Source organism: Streptomyces sp. NPDC102462, from assembly GCF_044765425.1.
GTDB lineage: Bacteria > Actinomycetota > Actinomycetes > Streptomycetales > Streptomycetaceae > Streptomyces.
In genome coordinates, this window is sequence record NZ_JBIWKB010000066.1 from 35,506 (window position 1) to 50,545 (window position 15,040).

Below are 15,040 nucleotides of genomic sequence, written 5' to 3' on the forward strand. Positions count from 1 at the left end.
GCGGGTCGGGGCCCAGTTCTCGGTGGTGTGAGGGGGTGCGGTGGTCCGCCGAGGCGGCGGTTCGGCGGGCGCCTTGCCGGGCCCGTTCCTACCGTGGTCGCAGGACAGCACAGGAAGGCGCCCCTATGGCCACCCACCCGTTCCCCCCGTACCGGCAGCCCGGGCTGTCCCACCGCGCCTGGCGTCCCGGCGCCTGCGGATCCCCATGACAACCGTCCAGGCGCGGGAGACCGAGCCCGTCGCGGACGAGCGGCGCTGGAAGGCGCTCGCGGTCTGTCTGACGGCGGGCTTCATGACCCTGCTCGACACGTCGATCGTGAACGTCGCCCTGCCCTCGATGGAACGCGGGCTGCGGGCCGCCCAGGCCGACCTGTCCTTGGTGGTCTCCGGCTACGCCCTCACATACGGCCTGTTCCTCGTGCCCGCCGGACGGCTCGGTGATCTGCGGGGCCGCCGGCAGACGTTCCTCATCGGCGTCGGATTGTTCACGCTGGCCTCGGCGGCCTGCGGGCTGGCCCCGACGGGCACCTTGCTGGTGGTGTTCCGGTTGCTTCAGGGGGTCGCGGGCGGTCTGATCGCACCGCAGGCGACGGGGCTGATCCAGCAGATGTTCCAGGGCGCCGAACGGGCCCGCGCCTTCGCCGCGTTCGGCAGTGTCGTCGCCATCTCGACGGCGGTCGGACCACTCGCCGGCGGCCTGCTGATCGAGGTGTCCGGCAGCTGGCGCTGGGTGTTCTACGTCAACCTGCCGATCGGTCTCGCGGTGTTCGCGGCGGCGCTGCGGCTGCTGCCGAGGACCGTGCCGCGCGGCAACGCCGGTGAGGGTTTCGACGTACCGGGCGTGCTGCTGCTCGGCACCGGCGCGCTCGCGCTGATGCTGCCGCTGGTGCAGGAACAGGCGTGGCCCGGCCGGGGCAAATGGGCCCTGGTACCCGTGGCGGTGCTGCTGCTCATGGCGTTCTGGGCGTGGGAGCGGCGGCAGGGCGGGCTCGGCCGGGGCCCGCTCCTGGACCTCCGGTTGTTCGCGCTGCGGTCGTTCTCGCTGGGCGCGCTGCTGAGCCTCGTCTACTTCGCCGGGTTCACCTCGGTGTTCTTCGTCTACAACCTGTTCCTGCAGAACAGCCTGGGCTACAGCGCGCTGGCCGCCGGGATGGCCGCGATGCCGTTCGCGGTCGGTTCCGCGGTGGCGGCGCTGGTCGGCGGCCGGCTGGTGGTCCGCCATGACCGCAGGCTGGTGGTGTTCGGGCTGGCCGCGGTGGCGGTGGGGCTGGTGGGCACCATCGCGGCGGTGCAGCGGGTGCCGGGCCCGGGTGTCGGGTGGGCGGCGGCGCTGCCGCTGCTCGTCGCCGGGGTCGGCTCCGGTCTGACCGTCTCCCCCAACACCACACTGACGCTCGCGCAGGTGCCGGTGCGGCGGGCCGGGGCGGCCGGCGGGGTGCTGCAGACCGGGCAGCGGATCGGGGCGGCGGCCGGGATCGCCGCCGTGGGTGCGGTGTACTTCGCGCACCTCGCCAACCACGGGCGCGCCGTGGACGCGCTGCGGCTGGGCTTCGCGGCCTCGCTGGTGTTCGTGCTGGCGGCGCTGGTACTGGCCGTCGCGGACCTGCGCCACCTGGCACCGGACGCCTGACCGACCACCACCCGCCAAGACCCGAGGACGGCCTGGCCCCGCCCGCCACCGCCCGCTCCCGTCGCTCCGTCGCTACGAGCGGCGGCGGGGGCGGCCCCGCCTGGACACCTTGGGCGCGGCGGAACCGGACTGGCAGGGGCCCGCCGTGGGCCGCTGCCGGGCGGCGGCCCACGGCGGGCGGCAGGGGCCCGCCGTGGGCCGCTGCCGGGCGGCGGCCCCTCGGGGCGTCTCCCCCTCGGCCAGGGCCGCCCGGGGCTCGCCCACACCCGACCACCGACCAGCCACCGCCCGCTCCGTCGCTACGAGCGGCGGCGGGGGCGGCCCCGTTTGGTTCCGCTGGCCCCGGCTGAGCGGGGCTGGCGGGGGCGGCCTGACGTGGGCTGCTGCCGGGCGGTGGGCTCGGCGCGTTTCCGCTTCGGTGGGGGCTGTTCGGGCTGGAGGGTGCCCCGGCCGCGGGTGCTGTTGACGGTGCGTCCCCGCACGATCCCGATCAGGTCCTCGACCAGGTCGGTGGTGGCGGCCTCGGGCCAGCACAGGGCGACGGACGACTGCGGGGCGTCGACGACCGTGCGGTAGGTCAGGTCCCTGCGGTGGTGCAGCCGGGCCAGTGACTGGGGCACGACGAGGAGGCCCACACCGGCCGCGACGAGTTCCACGGCGTCGGCGGTGGTGGCGGGCCGCTCGAAGGCCGGCTCGCCGGGCGGTGCGTCCCAGCCGAGTACGTCGTCGAGGGGGTGGCAGACGACCTCGTCGGCGAGGTCCGCGAGGGTCACCTCGTCCGCGGCGGTGATCAGATGGTCCTTGGGGACCACCACGACCGTCGCCTCGGTGTACAGCGGGATCGCGCTGAAGAACGCCCGGTCGACCGGCAGCCGGACGAGCCCCGCGTCGGCCGTGCCGGCCCGCAGCACGTCGGCCGCCTCGGCGGCCGGTACCTGGACGAGGGCGAGCGGTGTGCCGGGCAGGCGCTCGTGCCAGATCCGCGCCCACTTGGCGGGCGTGGCCCCGGGGACGTACGCGAGCCGGAACGGCGGTGTCTCCTGCGGGGCTGTCACCGGGCCAAGACTACCGGCCGCGGCCGGAGCCCCCGTACCCGGCCGATACCCTGGGCCTCATGAAGTCGCAGCAGAGCCCCCAGACGATGAAGCCCGCGACCGCGGCGAAGAAGCTGGGTGTGTACCTCCCCGCCACCCCCGCAGCGTTCCAGGAGGGTGTCGTCACGCGCGCCGAACTCGACCGGCTCCAGGCCGAGCCGCCCGAGTGGCTGCGCGAGCTGCGACGCGACGGCCCGCACCCGCGTCCGGTGGTCGCCGCGAAGCTGGGCGTGTCCATCGCGGGCCTCGCCCGCGGCGGGGTGACCGAAGCGCTCACCACCGAACAGATCGAGTCGCTGAAGCAGGAGCGGCCCGAGTGGCTGGAGCGGGAGCGCGCCACCCAGGCCGAGGTCCGCAAGGAGGCGGCACGCCTCAAGGAACTGCGCAAGGAGCAGGCGGGGCGGGGCTGACCGCCCCGCTCGGAGTGGCCGCACCCCTCGGCGACGAGCCGGCGGCCCATCGCGGTGATCACCGCCGCCTTCTGCCCGACGTGGAAGAAGCCGCTGCCCGGGAAGGGGGCGTACGACGGCTTCGGCGCCGGCTTCGGCCTGTGCGGCTCACCGGGGCCCTTCCCGCCCCCCCGCCCTTTCCGGCCAGCCGGACGGCGATGCTCCCGCGCGATGGCGTCCTTATGCGCCTCCGGCCACGGGTCCTTGCCGTCGCCGAGGTCGACGCACTCGAAGCCGTAGAAGTGCCGGTTGCCGTCGGTGTCGGCCCAGAGGGGTATCGGAGGGATGTGTTCCGGATCGGCGCGGCGGCCGGCCGCGCGACACGGACGACGGCGGCCGGGCGCACCGCATCAGTTCCCCCGCCAACGCCCGGACGGTCGGTCGTCCGGCGCAAGCAGCACTGCTTGTGACTCCTGATGCCCGGGTGAAGGGCGCGCCCCGGCACTCGCACACGTCACGTTGCGGTCCTGGCCGTCGGCACCGGGGACACGCAGGGCGGGGCGGACGTCCGCGGGATACGGGGACTCGCCGGGTGCGGGCCGCCGCTCCCCCGTCTCGGCGGCCCGCACGCAACGACCACGTCCGCGGACGTGATGTTGCACGGTTGAAGTCTCGGTCAGCGCGCGGCCCACGGGTATGGGTAAAACTACGTAGAGGCTGCGCAGTAGCACCCGGTGAGAGGAACACGTGGCACGATCACCCAAGGCGGCCTACGAGCGCATCGCGTCCGTGGCCGTGGCGGCGCTGCACGAACGCGACCCCGGACGTCTGTGGCCGCTGCTCGCCGACGCCCTGCCGGGCCTGTGCGGCGGCGATGCGGTGATCTTCAAGCTGGACGACTGGAGCGCGGGCAGCGGAACGGTCGGCCTGGCAGGCGACACCGCCGCGGAGTTCGCCCGGCTCGGCGCCGCGGACCTCGCGCTGCTCAGGACGGGACGGCCGTTCGCCTCCCACTACCTGACCGGAACCGGCCGGGAGCCGGTCACCGCACGGCGGTTGGCGGGCCCGGCCTGGCCGGCGAGCGCGACGGCCCGGCTGCTCGGCCGGACCCTGGACGCGGAGCATGCCCTGGCGGTGCCGCTGCCGCAGGCGACCACCCCGATCACCGGGTGCATCGTCTACCGCTCCGGTGCGGACTTCACCGACGACGACATCCTGCTCGCCCGGCGCGCACAGCCGCTGCTGGCCGCCGTGGACCGGCAGCGGCAGCTCCTGGAGCAGTGGCGGCGGCTGCTGCCCGGCGCCGTATCCCCCGACGAGCGGGCGGCGGACTGTGCGCTGACGCCGCGCGAGACGACCGTGCTGCTGCTCCTCGCCGACGCCCTGACGGCCGCGGCGATCGGCCGCCGCCTCGGCATCTCCGACCGTACGGTGCACAAGCACATCGAGAAGATCTACCGCAAGCTCGGCACCCGCGACCGGGTCGGCACCGTGCTCCGCGCCCAGCAGCTGGGGCTGCTCCCGCGGACCGGGGCCACCGGGGGCGGCACGCCTGCGGGCGAGCGCCGCCCCGCGTGACGGCGGCGCGGGCGCCGGCCGCCGGCCCGGTCGCCGAGCCGGCCCACGGGTCACGGCCCGCGCGGGGCCGTCAGCCGTGGTCGGCGCAGCAGGGCGTGGGGTTGGGCACCTCGAAGGGTGCGAGGGTCCCGCCGGCCGCCGGGACGAGGGCGAGGGTCAGCAGGCCGTCGCGCCACTCGGGTCGCACATGGTCCCGGGTGAGCACCGGGGTCCCGGGGTCGGGCCCGCCGGCGAAGGGTGCGCCGACCACGACGACCCGTTCGACGGCGGTCATGGCCAGCAGTTCCGCCAGGACGACGGTGCCGGTGAGCCGGTCGGCGCCGGGATAGAGCACGGCCCGCCCGCCGCTGCGCCGGGCGTGTTCCGCGGCGCCCGGTGCCGCCGTGCGGGCCGATCCGGCCGAGCCGTGCGTCAGGTCGCCGAGCACGGCGCCCAGGCCCGGGTCCGGGTCGGCGCGTTCGGTCAGGCGCTGCCATGCCTCCCGGGCCGCCGCGGCGTCCGGCAGCGCGAACGAGACCGTCGTCCCGCGGCGTTCGGCGCTGCGGATCAGATGGGTGCAGGCGACGGTGCCGTCCGGGAGCTGGAGGCGGTCCGTGAGGCGGTGCACGAGATGGTCGGCCTCGCGCAGGCTCGCCGTGCCGGCGTCCACCCCGATGACGGAGTGGACGCCGGATACGGGGTGGGGTGCCGTCATGCGGGCAGGACCCACATCGGGTTGGAGTAGAACCACAGGTCCTTCCACGGGTCGGCGTCGCCGACGACGTCCATGGCCGGGCCTGCCGGGTCCACGGCGGCGCCGTTCAGACCGACGGCGGAGCGGTTGCCGTCGGTGCCGCGCAGCCGCACGTACAGCGGCTTGTCCACCCGGCCGAGGGAGTAGGTCAGCCGGACGGAACCGGTCGACTTGTTCACCTCGAAGGACTTCACGACCTTGGTGTCCGGGGTGGCGAAGGCGTCCTTGTCCGCGACCCGGCCCGTGACGGCGCCCTGGATGACGTCCACGCGGGCCAGCTTCGGCACGAACTGGGACCAGTTGGGGCCGTTGGCCAGGCTGATCTCGATGACCAGGTCGACCTGGCTGCCGCGGCGCACGACCAGCGAGCCGCCGAGCGTGACCGCCCTGGACCCGGAGCGCACCTGGGCGTTCAGGCCGCTGATCAGTCCGCCGTGGTCGACCCAGACCCGGCCGGCCCGGATGCCGTCCATGACCGCCTGGTACGAGAACGACGAGGCGCCGACGTGCGTACGGGAGTACTGGCCCGGCCAGTAGTCGCCGTCCGTCAGGTTCAGCCCGCCGCCGTAGACGGGGTCCTCGTAGCGGCCGTTGGCGTTGAAGTCGCTGTTCGGGCCGCGCACGGCGGAGTCGGCGTAGACGTTGTGGGAGTCGGAGTTGGCGGTGATCCACCACGGCTTGCCCTCGGCGAGCAGGCTGTCCCACAGGCCGCCGACGGTGGCGGTCATCCAGTCGAAGCCGCCCCAGGTGCGGTAGCTCTCCAGCGGGTAGCCGGGGAACGAGTCGGCGCCCGGGCTGCCGTCGTAGTAGCCACGGCCGCCGCCCGGACCGTTCGGGGCGGGCAGGCCGGCGGCCTGGTGGCCGGGGGCGCCCTCCATGCCGACGGCGATCGTGGGCTGGGCGTCGCGCCAGCCGCGGATCTCGTGCGGGGAGTCGATGCCCTTGCGGGCCGGGTGGTTGGCCAGGAAGAGGGCGTCCTTGACCTTGCGGTGGCGCACCTGGTCGGCGAGGAAGTTGAGGCCGGCGATGGCCAGCGCCTCGTTGGCCGGGGTGTTGCCGGTGGCCTTCTTCACGGAGCCGTCGAAGGAGTTCTCGAACTCCTTCAGCACGGCGACCTCGTTCTTGCCCGGGTGGACGAAGACGGTGCCGTGCTCGGCGGCCGGGATGTTCCACTCCAGGCCCTGGAAGACGAGGGTGTCGCCGATCGTGTCGCGGGCGGCGACGATGTCGGGGTTGACCTTCTCCACACCGATCTTGGCGTGCGTCTCGCTGCCGTGGTCGGTGATCACCATCCAGTCGAGACCGTGCGCGTTGGCCTGGCGGACGTGGTCGATGACGCGGTACTTGGCGTCGGAGCTGTGCTGGGTGTGGATGTGGTGGTCACCGGCGAGCCACAGGTAGCCCTTCGAACGCGAGCGGTCCGACGAGGCCGTCGCGGCCGTCGCGGCCGGTGACGCGGCCGCCTGGCCGGCGCCGGCGAGTACGCTGCCGGCCGCCAGGCCCGCGCCCAGCAGGCCGGTGCGGCGGAGCATGGAGCGCCGCGACAACTGACTGGGCGTCAATTCGGCGTCGGGGACCGACATGTCGAGGGCGGGCGGCAGGGACGTGGGCTCGTCGCTGCCGTGGTGGTGATGGTGGTGGTGACCCTGGTCATGTCTGTGGCCGTGGCCCATTTTCAACTCCCGCTGGCAACAGGGATGTACACGCTTGGGACGTGCGGAGTCTGCAAAGCCCTGATGAACGGCGGGGAGCGGGATGGCGGTGTGGCCAAGAAGGCCGGATGTGCAACGGGCATCGAGGCCCACCGGGAGCTGCGCGGCCACCTCCCACGGCGCCGCGAACGAACGGCCCCGTGGCCCTCCCCCACTCGATTCCGGCCACCGAGCCGCCCCGGCCCTCATCCCGCCACCGCAGCCAACCCCGACCATTCCGCCGGCCCACGAGCAGGTGGCACACCGACCACGCCACCCCCGCCCCACCGGCCCGGCCCGACGATCAACCCTGCGGGCAACGCACCGACCCCCACGCCCGCCCACCGCGTCCGGCGAGAGCCGGGAACGGCGAAACCCGACGCCGACGCCGCCCCCACCGGAGGGCTCCGGCCGCCCCGGCACGACAGGCCGCCGTAGCCGTCCCGCGGCACAGGGAGTCGCGCACCAGTCACGCGACCGGCCGCCCCAGGCGACACACCACGTGCCGTCTCCCGCTGACGCCCGCTGCCCCGCGCCGGAATCCGCCGGCCCTTTGGACCCCGTGCCCGGAAGCCGGTCGGGGCGCCCCGACCGGCTTCCGGGGCCGAACCGGGCGGAGCCTATGGCATCGATGCCCGGAGGCGGGCGCTGGCCATGCGCATGTGTTCGGCCATCGCCCGGTCCGCGGCCTCCGGGTCGCGGGCGCGGATGGCCTCGAGGACCGCGTCGTGCTCGCAGAGCGTGCCGCTGACGGTGCCCTCGATGTCGCTGACCCGCTCCATCCACACCTGGAGCAGCGCGCGGATGCTGTGCAGGATGTCGCTCAGCACGGAGTTGCGGGCGATGCGCGCGCACTCCAGATGGAAGGCGATGTCCGCCTCGATGAACGCCCCCACGTCACCCCCGGCGTCCCGCATCCGCCGCAGATGCTCCTCCAGGACCGCGACGTCCTTGTCGGTGGCGCGCTCGGCGGCCAGCCGGGCGGAGACGCCCTCCATGTAGGTGCGCACCTCGACGAGGTCCTGGGTGCGGCGCTGCCCGAGCATCAGCCCCCAGTTGATCGCGCGGGGCAGGAACTCGGAGGTGCCCTCGCGGACGTAGGAGCCCGACCCGGGGCGGATCTCGATGATGCCGAGCACGTCCAGCGCGGACAGCGCCCCGCGCACGCTGGAGCGCGCCACACCCAGCGCCTCGGCCAGCTGGCGTTCGGCGGGCAGCCGGGTGCCGGGCCGGATGTCACCCGCGGACAGATGGTCGAGGAGCCGCTTGGCGACCTCGCTGACGGAGGACTCCCGCACCACGGGGCGCAGGAGCTGGGCCAGATCGGGCGCGGCGGCGGGGGGTTGCTGATCAGGCTGACTGGTCACGGTCACCAGTCAACCAGATGCCGTCGGCACGCGGCTGACCAGCCAGTTCATCGCCCCGGGACCAGCCTGTGTCAAGAGGTGGGAAGTCAGGACATCTGTGAGTCTCGGCACACTGGTAAATTGGTGACCAATTTGCATCGGAGGCTTAGCGTGAGGGTGAACCGGCCGGGCGTGGCTGACGCGTACCGCCGGTGTGACCCACCCCGGACGGAGTTGTCCGGGCGAGCCGAGGAGTCGACATGGGTGCCGACGCGCCATCCACGGCAGTCGAGAGAACTGCCATCAAGAAGATCTCAGTCCGCCTCGTGCCCTTCGTGGCACTGATGTTCTTCGTGAACTACCTGGACCGCACGGCCGTCTCGTTCGCGGAACCGAACGGGATGGGGGAAGACCTCGCCCTGACCGCCGCGCAGTTCGGCCTGGCGTCCGGGATCTTCTTCATCGGCTACATCGTGCTCGAAGTCCCCAGCAACATGGCCCTGCACCGCTTCGGCGCCCGCCGCTGGCTGGCCCGGATCATGGTGACCTGGGGCATCGTGTCCCTGCTGTTCACCTGGGTGAACAGCAGCGGCCAGCTCTACACCCTGCGCTTTCTGCTCGGTGTCGCCGAGGCCGGCTTCTTCCCGGGCGCCATCCTCTTCCTCAGCCAGTGGGTGCCCGCACGCCACCGCACCAAGATCCTCGGCCTGTTCTATCTGGCCCAGCCGCTGACCACGGTCTTCGGCGCCCCGCTCGCCGGCTGGCTGATCGGCCGGCACGGACTGTTCGGCCTCGAGGGCTGGCGCGTGATGTTCCTGTTCGTCTCGCTGCCCGCCATCGTGCTGGGCGTCATCGCCTGGTTCTACCTGATCGACCGGCCCGCCGACGCCAAGTGGCTCACGCCGGCCGAACGCGACTGGCTGACGAAGGAACTCGCCGCGGAGAACGCCCACAAGGCCGGTCACGAGGACCAGCACGCCAAGAGCGACCTCAAGGCCGCCTTCGCCAACGGCCGCGTCTGGGTCCTCGCCCTGGTCTACTTCGGCTTCGTCTACGGCCTGTACGCCCTCGCGTTCTTCCTGCCGACGATCATCAACGGCTTCCAGGAGCAGTACGACACCACGTTCAGCGTGATGGACAAGGCCTGGATCACCGCCATCCCCTATCTGCCCGCGGCGGTCGTGCTGTTCTTCTGGACCCGGCACGCCACCCGCCACGGCACCCGCACCTGGCACGTGGCGGGGCCGGCCGTCGTCGGCGGCGTCTCCATCCCGCTCGCCCTCTACATGGGCTCCCCGACCGCCACGGTCGCCGTGATCACCGTCACCGCCTGTGCGATCTTCGCCGCCCTGCCCGTCTTCTGGTCCGTGCCCTCGCGCTTCCTGACCGGGGCGGCGGCAGCGGCCGGCATCGCCCTCATCAACACCGCCGGGAACGTCGCCGGGTTCGCGGCCAGCTACATCACCGGGTGGCTCAAGGACTGGAGCGGCGACTACTACGTACCGCTCTACCTCGTCGGCTTCTTCATGCTGCTGTCCGCCGTCCTGATGATCTGGCTCGCCACCCGCAATCGCACCGCCGCACCGGCCCCCGGCCCCGAGCAGCAGCCCCTGGAGGCCCTTCGATGACCCGCCTGATCAATGACCCCGCGGCCTTCGCCGACGAGGCCCTGGAAGGCTTCGCCGCCGCCCACCGGCGCTGGGTGCGCCCCGTCACCGGTGGTGTCGTGCGGGCGAGCGGGACCCCGGCCGGGCAGGTCGCGGTGGTCATCGGCGGCGGCTCCGGCCACTACCCGGCCTTCTCCGGCCTGGTCGGCCGGGGCCTGGCCCACGGCGCGGCGGTCGGCAACGTGTTCGCGTCGCCCTCCGCGCAGCAGATCCGCTCCGTGGCCCGGGCCGCGCACGCGGGCGCCGGGGTGCTGCTGATGTACGGCAACTACGCGGGCGACGTCCTGCACTTCGGGCAGGCCGCCGAGCGGCTTGCCGCCGAAGGCGTCGAGGCGCGTACGTTCGCCGTCACCGACGACATCTCCAGTGCGGCCGCCCAGGAGTCGGCCAAGCGGCGCGGCATCGCCGGCGACCTGCCCGTCTTCAAGGCGGCCTCGGCCGCCGCCGAGCAGGGTCTGCCGCTCGCGGAGGTGCTGGCGGTCGCCGAGCACGCCAATGCCCGCACCCGCTCCTTCGGCATCGCCTTCTCCGGCTGCACGCTGCCCGGCGCCGACCACCCGCTGTTCACCGTGCCCGAGGGCCGGATGGCCGTGGGCCTCGGCATCCACGGGGAGCCCGGCATCGGCGAGGAGCCCCTGCCCACGGCCGACGACGCGGCCCGGCTGCTGGTCACCCGGCTGCTGGCCGAGCTGCCCGGCGACGTCGCGGCCCCGGCCGGCCGGCGCGCCGCGGTGATCCTCAACGGGCTGGGTTCGGTCAAGTACGAGGAGCTGTTCGTCGTCTACCGCAAGGTCGCCGAACTGCTCGGCGACGCGGGTGTGGAGATCGTCGACCCCGAGGTCGGGGAACTCGTCACCAGCTTCGACATGGCGGGCGTCTCGCTCACCCTGACCTGGCTCGACGACCGGCTCGCACCGCTGTGGCGGGCCCCGGCCGACACCCCGGCCTACCGCAAGGGCGCGTTCGCCGCCCCGGAGGCCGCACCGGACCCCGAGGCGGCGGCGACCGGGGCGGCGGCCGACGAGACGGCCGACGAAAGCCTGCCCGAGGCATCCGAGGACTCCCGGCGGGCCGCGGGCACCGTCCTGGCCGCGCTGACCGCGATCGCCGACACCGTCGACACACACGTCGAGGAGCTGGGCCGGATCGACGCGGTGGCCGGCGACGGCGACCACGGCATCGGCATGCAGCGCGGCGCCACCGCCGCCCGGCAGGCCGCCGCCACCGCGTACGGGCTCGGTGCGGGCGCCGGCACCGTCCTCACCCGCGCCGCGGACGCCTGGGCCGACAAGGCGGGCGGCACCTCGGGCGCCCTGTGGGGCACCATCCTGCGCTGCCTCGGCACGGCGCTCGGCGACCTGGCGGCGCCGGACGCGGACCGGGTGGCCGCGGGGGTCGCCGAGGCGTCCGCCGCCGTGCGCCGGCTGGGCGGCGCCGAGGTCGGGGACAAGACGATGGTCGACGTCCTGGTCCCGTTCGCCGACACGCTGACCGCCGCCACCGCGTCCGGTCTCGCCCTGACCGCGGCCTGGGACCGGGCCGCCGGCGCCGCGCAGTCGGCCGCCGCCGCCACCGCCGAACTGCTGCCCCGCAAGGGCCGGGCCCGGCCGCACGCCGAGAAGTCCCTCGGCACCCCGGACGCGGGCGCGCACTCCCTCGCCCTCATCACCCGCGCCGTCCACGGCGCCCTGCTCAGCCACCCCACCAACCAGCACTGAGGAAAGCCGAGATGACCGACAAGCTCCGTATCGTCGTCGGATCCGACGACGCCGGCTACCAGTACAAGCAGACCCTCAAGCGGGACCTGCAGGGCAGCCCCCTGGTCGCCGAGGTCACCGACGTCGGCGTCGACGCCGACGGGCACACCGCCTACCCGAAGGTCGCCATCGCCGCCGCCGAGATGGTCGCGCGCGGCGACGCCGACCGTGCGCTGCTGGTGTGCGGGACCGGACTCGGCGTCGCCATCGCCGCCAACAAGGTCAAGGGCATCCGGGCGGTCACCGCGCACGACTCGTTCTCCGTCGAGCGCGCGGTCCTGTCCAACAACGCGCAGATCCTCACCTTCGGCCAGCGGGTCATCGGCCTGGAACTCGCCCGGCGGCTGGCCGCCGAATGGCTCACCTACCGGTTCGACGAGACCTCGCCGTCCGCCGCCAAGGTCCAGCTCATGAGCGACTACGAGAACGACGAGGCAGCCGCCTGATGCCTGCCGCCGCACCACCGCCCGTGCTGCTGGGGGTGAGCCTGAAGATGTACTTCGGGCACCAGCAGACCCTCAACTGGGCGCGCCGGATCTCGGCCCTGGCCGAGCGGCACCCGGCCCTCACCTCCGGCGCCGCCCGCCTGTTCGTCCTGCCGTCGTTCCCGGCGATCGTCCCCGCGGCGGGCATCCTCGCCCCGTACGGCATCACCTACGGTGCGCAGGACATCGCCACCGAGGACCGCGGACCGTACACCGGCGAGGTCGGCGGCCCGGCCCTGAAGGAGATCGGCTGCCGCTACGCCGAGGTGGGCCACGCCGAGCGCCGCCGGCTGTACGGCGAGGGCGACACGGTCGTCGCCGCGAAGACCGCCGCCGCCCTGCGCAACGGGCTCACCCCCGTCCTGTGCGTGGGCGAACGCGACCGGGCCCGCCCCGGCGAGGCGGCCGAGCGCACCGTGGCCGAGGCCGAGCGTCTGCTCCAGGGCCTGGACGGCACCGTGGTCCTCGCCTACGAACCACAGTGGGCCATCGGCGCGCCCGAACCGGCCTCCGTCGAGCACATCTCGACGGTGTGCACGGCCCTGCGCGACTGGCTCGACTCCCGTCCGCAGCACGCCGGTTCGAGCGTCATCTACGGCGGCAGCGCCGGACCGGGCCTGCTCACCCGGCTCGCGGGCGGCGTCGGAGGACTGTTCCTCGGCCGCTTCGCCCACGACCCGGCCAACGTGGAGGCCGTCCTCGACGAGATCCGGCCCCCGGCCGCCACGGCGGTGGCCTGATGGCCCACGGCATCAGCACCTACGCCTACTTCTGGCGCATCTCCGAGCGTGCCCCCGAGCCGCTGTCGCTCACCGACATGCTGCGCGACACCGCCGAACTGGGCGGCCGGGTCTTCCAGATCTGCGACTACCCGCCCATCGAGTCCTACGACACGGCCCGGCTCGCCGACGTCCGCGCCACCGCACAGGACCTCGGCCTGCGCCTGGAACTCGGCACCCGCGGCATCCGCCCGGAACGCCTGGACACCTATCTGCGTCTGGCCCGGGAACTGGACGTCACCCTGGTCCGCTCGATGCTCAACTCGGCCGGCCACCGGCCCGGCACCGCCGAGGCGGTCGCTCTGCTGGAAGAGGCCGTACCCCGGTACGCGGACGCGGGCGTGACCCTCGGCCTGGAGACCTACGAGCAGGTGGCCACCGACGATCTGCTGGCTGTCGTACGCGGGGTCGGCAGCCCGCACCTCGGCGTGGTGCTCGACCCGGGCAACAGCGTCGCCCGGCTGGAGCGCCCCGCCGACGTCGTGGCCGCCACCGCGCCCTACGTGGTGAACATCCACGTCAAGGACTTCGCCTTCACCCGCCGCGACGGCTGGGTCGGATTCACCTACGCCGGCTGCCCGTTGGGCGAGGGTCTGCTCGACTACGACGGCATGATCGCCGCCGTACGGCCCGCGGAGCGCGGCATCAACCAGATCGTGGAGCACTGGCTCCCGTGGCAGGACGAGGGCTTCGAGGCCACCGCCCGGCTCGAACACCAGTGGACGCAGCACAGCATCAACACCCTTCTGAGGAGCGAGTAATGGCCACCGAGATCCAGACCCGGGCCGACGTCGTGACCGTCGCCGTCATCGGGGCCGCCGGCAAGATGGGCCAGCGCGTCTCCAACAACCTGGTCAAGAGTGACTTCCGGGTGCTCTTCAGCGAGGCCTCGCCCAAGGGCCAGGAGCTGATCCGCGGCCTGGGCCGGGAGCTGACCGAGTCCGCCGACGCCGCCGCGGCGGCCGACGTGATCATCCTCGCCGTCCCCGACGTCGTCCTCGGCAAGGTCTCCGAGGAACTGGTGCCGCTGATGAAGCCGGGCACCGTGGTGCTCACCCTCGACCCGGCCGCCGCCTACGCGGGCCTGCTGTTCGCCCGCGACGACATCCACTACGCCTGCGCCCACCCCTGCCACCCGTCGGTGTTCCTGGAGCGCACCACCAAGGAGGAGTGGCAGGACACCTTCGGCGGCATCGCCGCCCCGCAGGAGGTCGTCGCCGCGTACGAGGGCGGGGACGAGGCCAGGCAGAAGCTGGCCGAGTCCGTGATCCGCGTGATGTACGCGCCGGTGGTGGACGTGCACTGGGTCACCGTCAAGCAGCTGGCCGTGCTGGAGCCCACGCTGGTGGAGACCATCGCCTGCATGGTCGGCGCCCTGCTGACCGAGGCGCTGCACGAGACGGTGCACACGGTCGGCGTGCCGGAGAAGGCGGCCCGCGCCATGCTCCTCGGGCACACCCAGGTCGCGCTGGCCAACACCCTCAAGGGCTCCAACCCGTTCTCCGACGCCTGCCTGATCGCCATGGACTACGGCCGCGAGTCCATCGTGCGCGACGACTGGAAGAAGGTCTTCGAGGACGAGGAACTGGACAAGGTCATCACGCGCATGCTGAAGATCAAGGAGATCAGGCGCTGACCCGCGCGATGCACCGAGGCCCGTGCCGCGCCCCGCTGTGGGGGGCGGCACGGGCCTCGGTCTGACCCGCCCCCGTCACCCCGTCCCGTCGTCCGCACCACCGGCCGTCCCCGTGCGGCCGTCACCAGGAGAGTCATGCCTTCCTCGCCTTCGCCCCTTCACTGGACCGAGTTGGACCAGCGGGCGGTGGACACCGCGCGCGTCCTGGCCGCCGATGCCGTACAGAAGGTCGGCAACGGCCATCCCGGTACCGCG

Annotated in this window: 14 protein-coding genes and 1 pseudogene; 10 read left to right on the plus strand and 5 right to left on the minus strand. The window is 73.5% G+C overall.

From position 1 onward, the window contains the following. Window positions 1–205: 205 nt before the first annotated feature. Window positions 206–1,630, plus strand: a complete 1,425-nt coding sequence (locus tag ACIRFL_RS36795; protein WP_404037800.1) for an MFS transporter — start codon at window positions 206–208, stop codon at window positions 1,628–1,630. 299 nt (window positions 1,631–1,929) lie between these two features. Here ACIRFL_RS36795 and ACIRFL_RS36800 read toward each other — a convergent pair whose 3' ends face one another. Beyond that, on the minus strand, window positions 1,930–2,685 hold the full coding sequence (locus ACIRFL_RS36800; RefSeq protein WP_404037803.1) for a LysR family substrate-binding domain-containing protein: 756 nt from the start codon (window positions 2,683–2,685) through the stop codon (window positions 1,930–1,932). A gap of 59 nt (window positions 2,686–2,744) precedes the next feature. On the opposite strand from ACIRFL_RS36800, the gene ACIRFL_RS36805 reads away from it, so the two are divergent. Continuing rightward, window positions 2,745–3,134, plus strand: coding sequence for a DUF5997 family protein (locus ACIRFL_RS36805; protein WP_404037806.1), 390 nt, complete (start codon window positions 2,745–2,747; stop codon window positions 3,132–3,134). Here the strand turns inward: ACIRFL_RS36805 and ACIRFL_RS36810 are convergent. Beyond that, window positions 3,128–3,439, minus strand: a pseudogene (locus ACIRFL_RS36810) (N-acetylmuramoyl-L-alanine amidase); the annotation flags it as partial. The gene ACIRFL_RS36805 and the pseudogene ACIRFL_RS36810 sit on opposite strands and share 7 nt — an antisense overlap. Before the next feature lie 421 nt (window positions 3,440–3,860). Between ACIRFL_RS36810 and ACIRFL_RS36815 the strand changes: the two are divergent. After that, the gene (locus ACIRFL_RS36815; RefSeq protein ID WP_404037809.1) at window positions 3,861–4,691 is read left to right on the plus strand and encodes a LuxR C-terminal-related transcriptional regulator; all 831 of its coding nucleotides are present in this window, start codon (window positions 3,861–3,863) and stop codon (window positions 4,689–4,691) included. A gap of 70 nt (window positions 4,692–4,761) precedes the next feature. On the opposite strand, the gene ACIRFL_RS36820 is transcribed toward ACIRFL_RS36815, so the two are convergent. The 3 genes from ACIRFL_RS36820 to ACIRFL_RS36830 form a co-directional block, all read right to left on the minus strand. Further along, entirely contained in the window at window positions 4,762–5,385 is a 624-nt protein-coding gene (locus tag ACIRFL_RS36820; RefSeq protein ID WP_404037811.1) for a hypothetical protein, read from the minus strand. Beyond that, entirely contained in the window at window positions 5,382–7,097 is a 1,716-nt protein-coding gene (locus ACIRFL_RS36825; protein WP_404037814.1) for a PHP domain-containing protein, read from the minus strand. The genes ACIRFL_RS36820 and ACIRFL_RS36825 overlap by 4 nt, the downstream gene beginning before the upstream one ends. Window positions 7,098–7,735: 638 nt before the next feature. Continuing rightward, entirely contained in the window at window positions 7,736–8,488 is a 753-nt protein-coding gene (locus ACIRFL_RS36830; protein WP_404037816.1) for a FadR/GntR family transcriptional regulator, read from the minus strand. Window positions 8,489–8,721: 233 nt separating this feature from the next. On the opposite strand from ACIRFL_RS36830, the gene ACIRFL_RS36835 reads away from it, so the two are divergent. From ACIRFL_RS36835 to ACIRFL_RS36865, 7 genes are all read left to right on the plus strand, one after another. Further along, the gene (locus tag ACIRFL_RS36835) at window positions 8,722–10,089 is read left to right on the plus strand and encodes an MFS transporter (protein ID WP_404037818.1); all 1,368 of its coding nucleotides are present in this window, start codon (window positions 8,722–8,724) and stop codon (window positions 10,087–10,089) included. Beyond that, window positions 10,086–11,846, plus strand: a complete 1,761-nt coding sequence (locus ACIRFL_RS36840) for a dihydroxyacetone kinase family protein (protein WP_404037820.1) — start codon at window positions 10,086–10,088, stop codon at window positions 11,844–11,846. Before ACIRFL_RS36835 ends, ACIRFL_RS36840 begins: the two co-directional genes overlap by 4 nt. A gap of 11 nt (window positions 11,847–11,857) precedes the next feature. Next, window positions 11,858–12,331 (plus strand): ribose-5-phosphate isomerase, encoded by a 474-nt coding sequence (locus ACIRFL_RS36845; RefSeq protein WP_404037822.1) that lies wholly within the window; start codon window positions 11,858–11,860, stop codon window positions 12,329–12,331. Then, the gene (locus ACIRFL_RS36850; protein ID WP_404037824.1) at window positions 12,331–13,110 is read left to right on the plus strand and encodes a triose-phosphate isomerase; all 780 of its coding nucleotides are present in this window, start codon (window positions 12,331–12,333) and stop codon (window positions 13,108–13,110) included. Before ACIRFL_RS36845 ends, ACIRFL_RS36850 begins: the two co-directional genes overlap by 1 nt. Continuing rightward, window positions 13,110–13,910 (plus strand): sugar phosphate isomerase/epimerase family protein, encoded by an 801-nt coding sequence (locus tag ACIRFL_RS36855; RefSeq protein ID WP_404037827.1) that lies wholly within the window; start codon window positions 13,110–13,112, stop codon window positions 13,908–13,910. Before ACIRFL_RS36850 ends, ACIRFL_RS36855 begins: the two co-directional genes overlap by 1 nt. Further along, window positions 13,910–14,785, plus strand: a complete 876-nt coding sequence (locus tag ACIRFL_RS36860; protein ID WP_404037830.1) for a phosphogluconate dehydrogenase C-terminal domain-containing protein — start codon at window positions 13,910–13,912, stop codon at window positions 14,783–14,785. The genes ACIRFL_RS36855 and ACIRFL_RS36860 overlap by 1 nt, the downstream gene beginning before the upstream one ends. Window positions 14,786–14,920: 135 nt before the next feature. Then, a partial coding sequence (locus ACIRFL_RS36865) for a hypothetical protein (protein ID WP_404037847.1) occupies window positions 14,921–15,040 on the plus strand: 120 nt, incomplete at its 3' end.

What these genes read in the sequence shown, in the direction of transcription:
- ACIRFL_RS36795 (WP_404037800.1), top strand. Translation starts at nt 206, where the DNA reads ATGACAACCGTCCAGGCGCGGGAGACCGAGCCCGTCGCGGACGAGCGG.
- ACIRFL_RS36805 (WP_404037806.1), top strand. Translation starts at nt 2,745, where the DNA reads ATGAAGTCGCAGCAGAGCCCCCAGACGATGAAGCCCGCGACCGCGGCG.
- ACIRFL_RS36820 (WP_404037811.1), bottom strand. Translation starts at nt 5,385, where the DNA reads ATGACGGCACCCCACCCCGTATCCGGCGTCCACTCCGTCATCGGGGTG.
- ACIRFL_RS36825 (WP_404037814.1), bottom strand. Translation starts at nt 7,097, where the DNA reads ATGGGCCACGGCCACAGACATGACCAGGGTCACCACCACCATCACCAC.
- ACIRFL_RS36835 (WP_404037818.1), top strand. Translation starts at nt 8,722, where the DNA reads ATGGGTGCCGACGCGCCATCCACGGCAGTCGAGAGAACTGCCATCAAG.
- ACIRFL_RS36840 (WP_404037820.1), top strand. Translation starts at nt 10,086, where the DNA reads ATGACCCGCCTGATCAATGACCCCGCGGCCTTCGCCGACGAGGCCCTG.
- ACIRFL_RS36845 (WP_404037822.1), top strand. Translation starts at nt 11,858, where the DNA reads ATGACCGACAAGCTCCGTATCGTCGTCGGATCCGACGACGCCGGCTAC.
- ACIRFL_RS36850 (WP_404037824.1), top strand. Translation starts at nt 12,331, where the DNA reads ATGCCTGCCGCCGCACCACCGCCCGTGCTGCTGGGGGTGAGCCTGAAG.
- ACIRFL_RS36855 (WP_404037827.1), top strand. Translation starts at nt 13,110, where the DNA reads ATGGCCCACGGCATCAGCACCTACGCCTACTTCTGGCGCATCTCCGAG.
- ACIRFL_RS36860 (WP_404037830.1), top strand. Translation starts at nt 13,910, where the DNA reads ATGGCCACCGAGATCCAGACCCGGGCCGACGTCGTGACCGTCGCCGTC.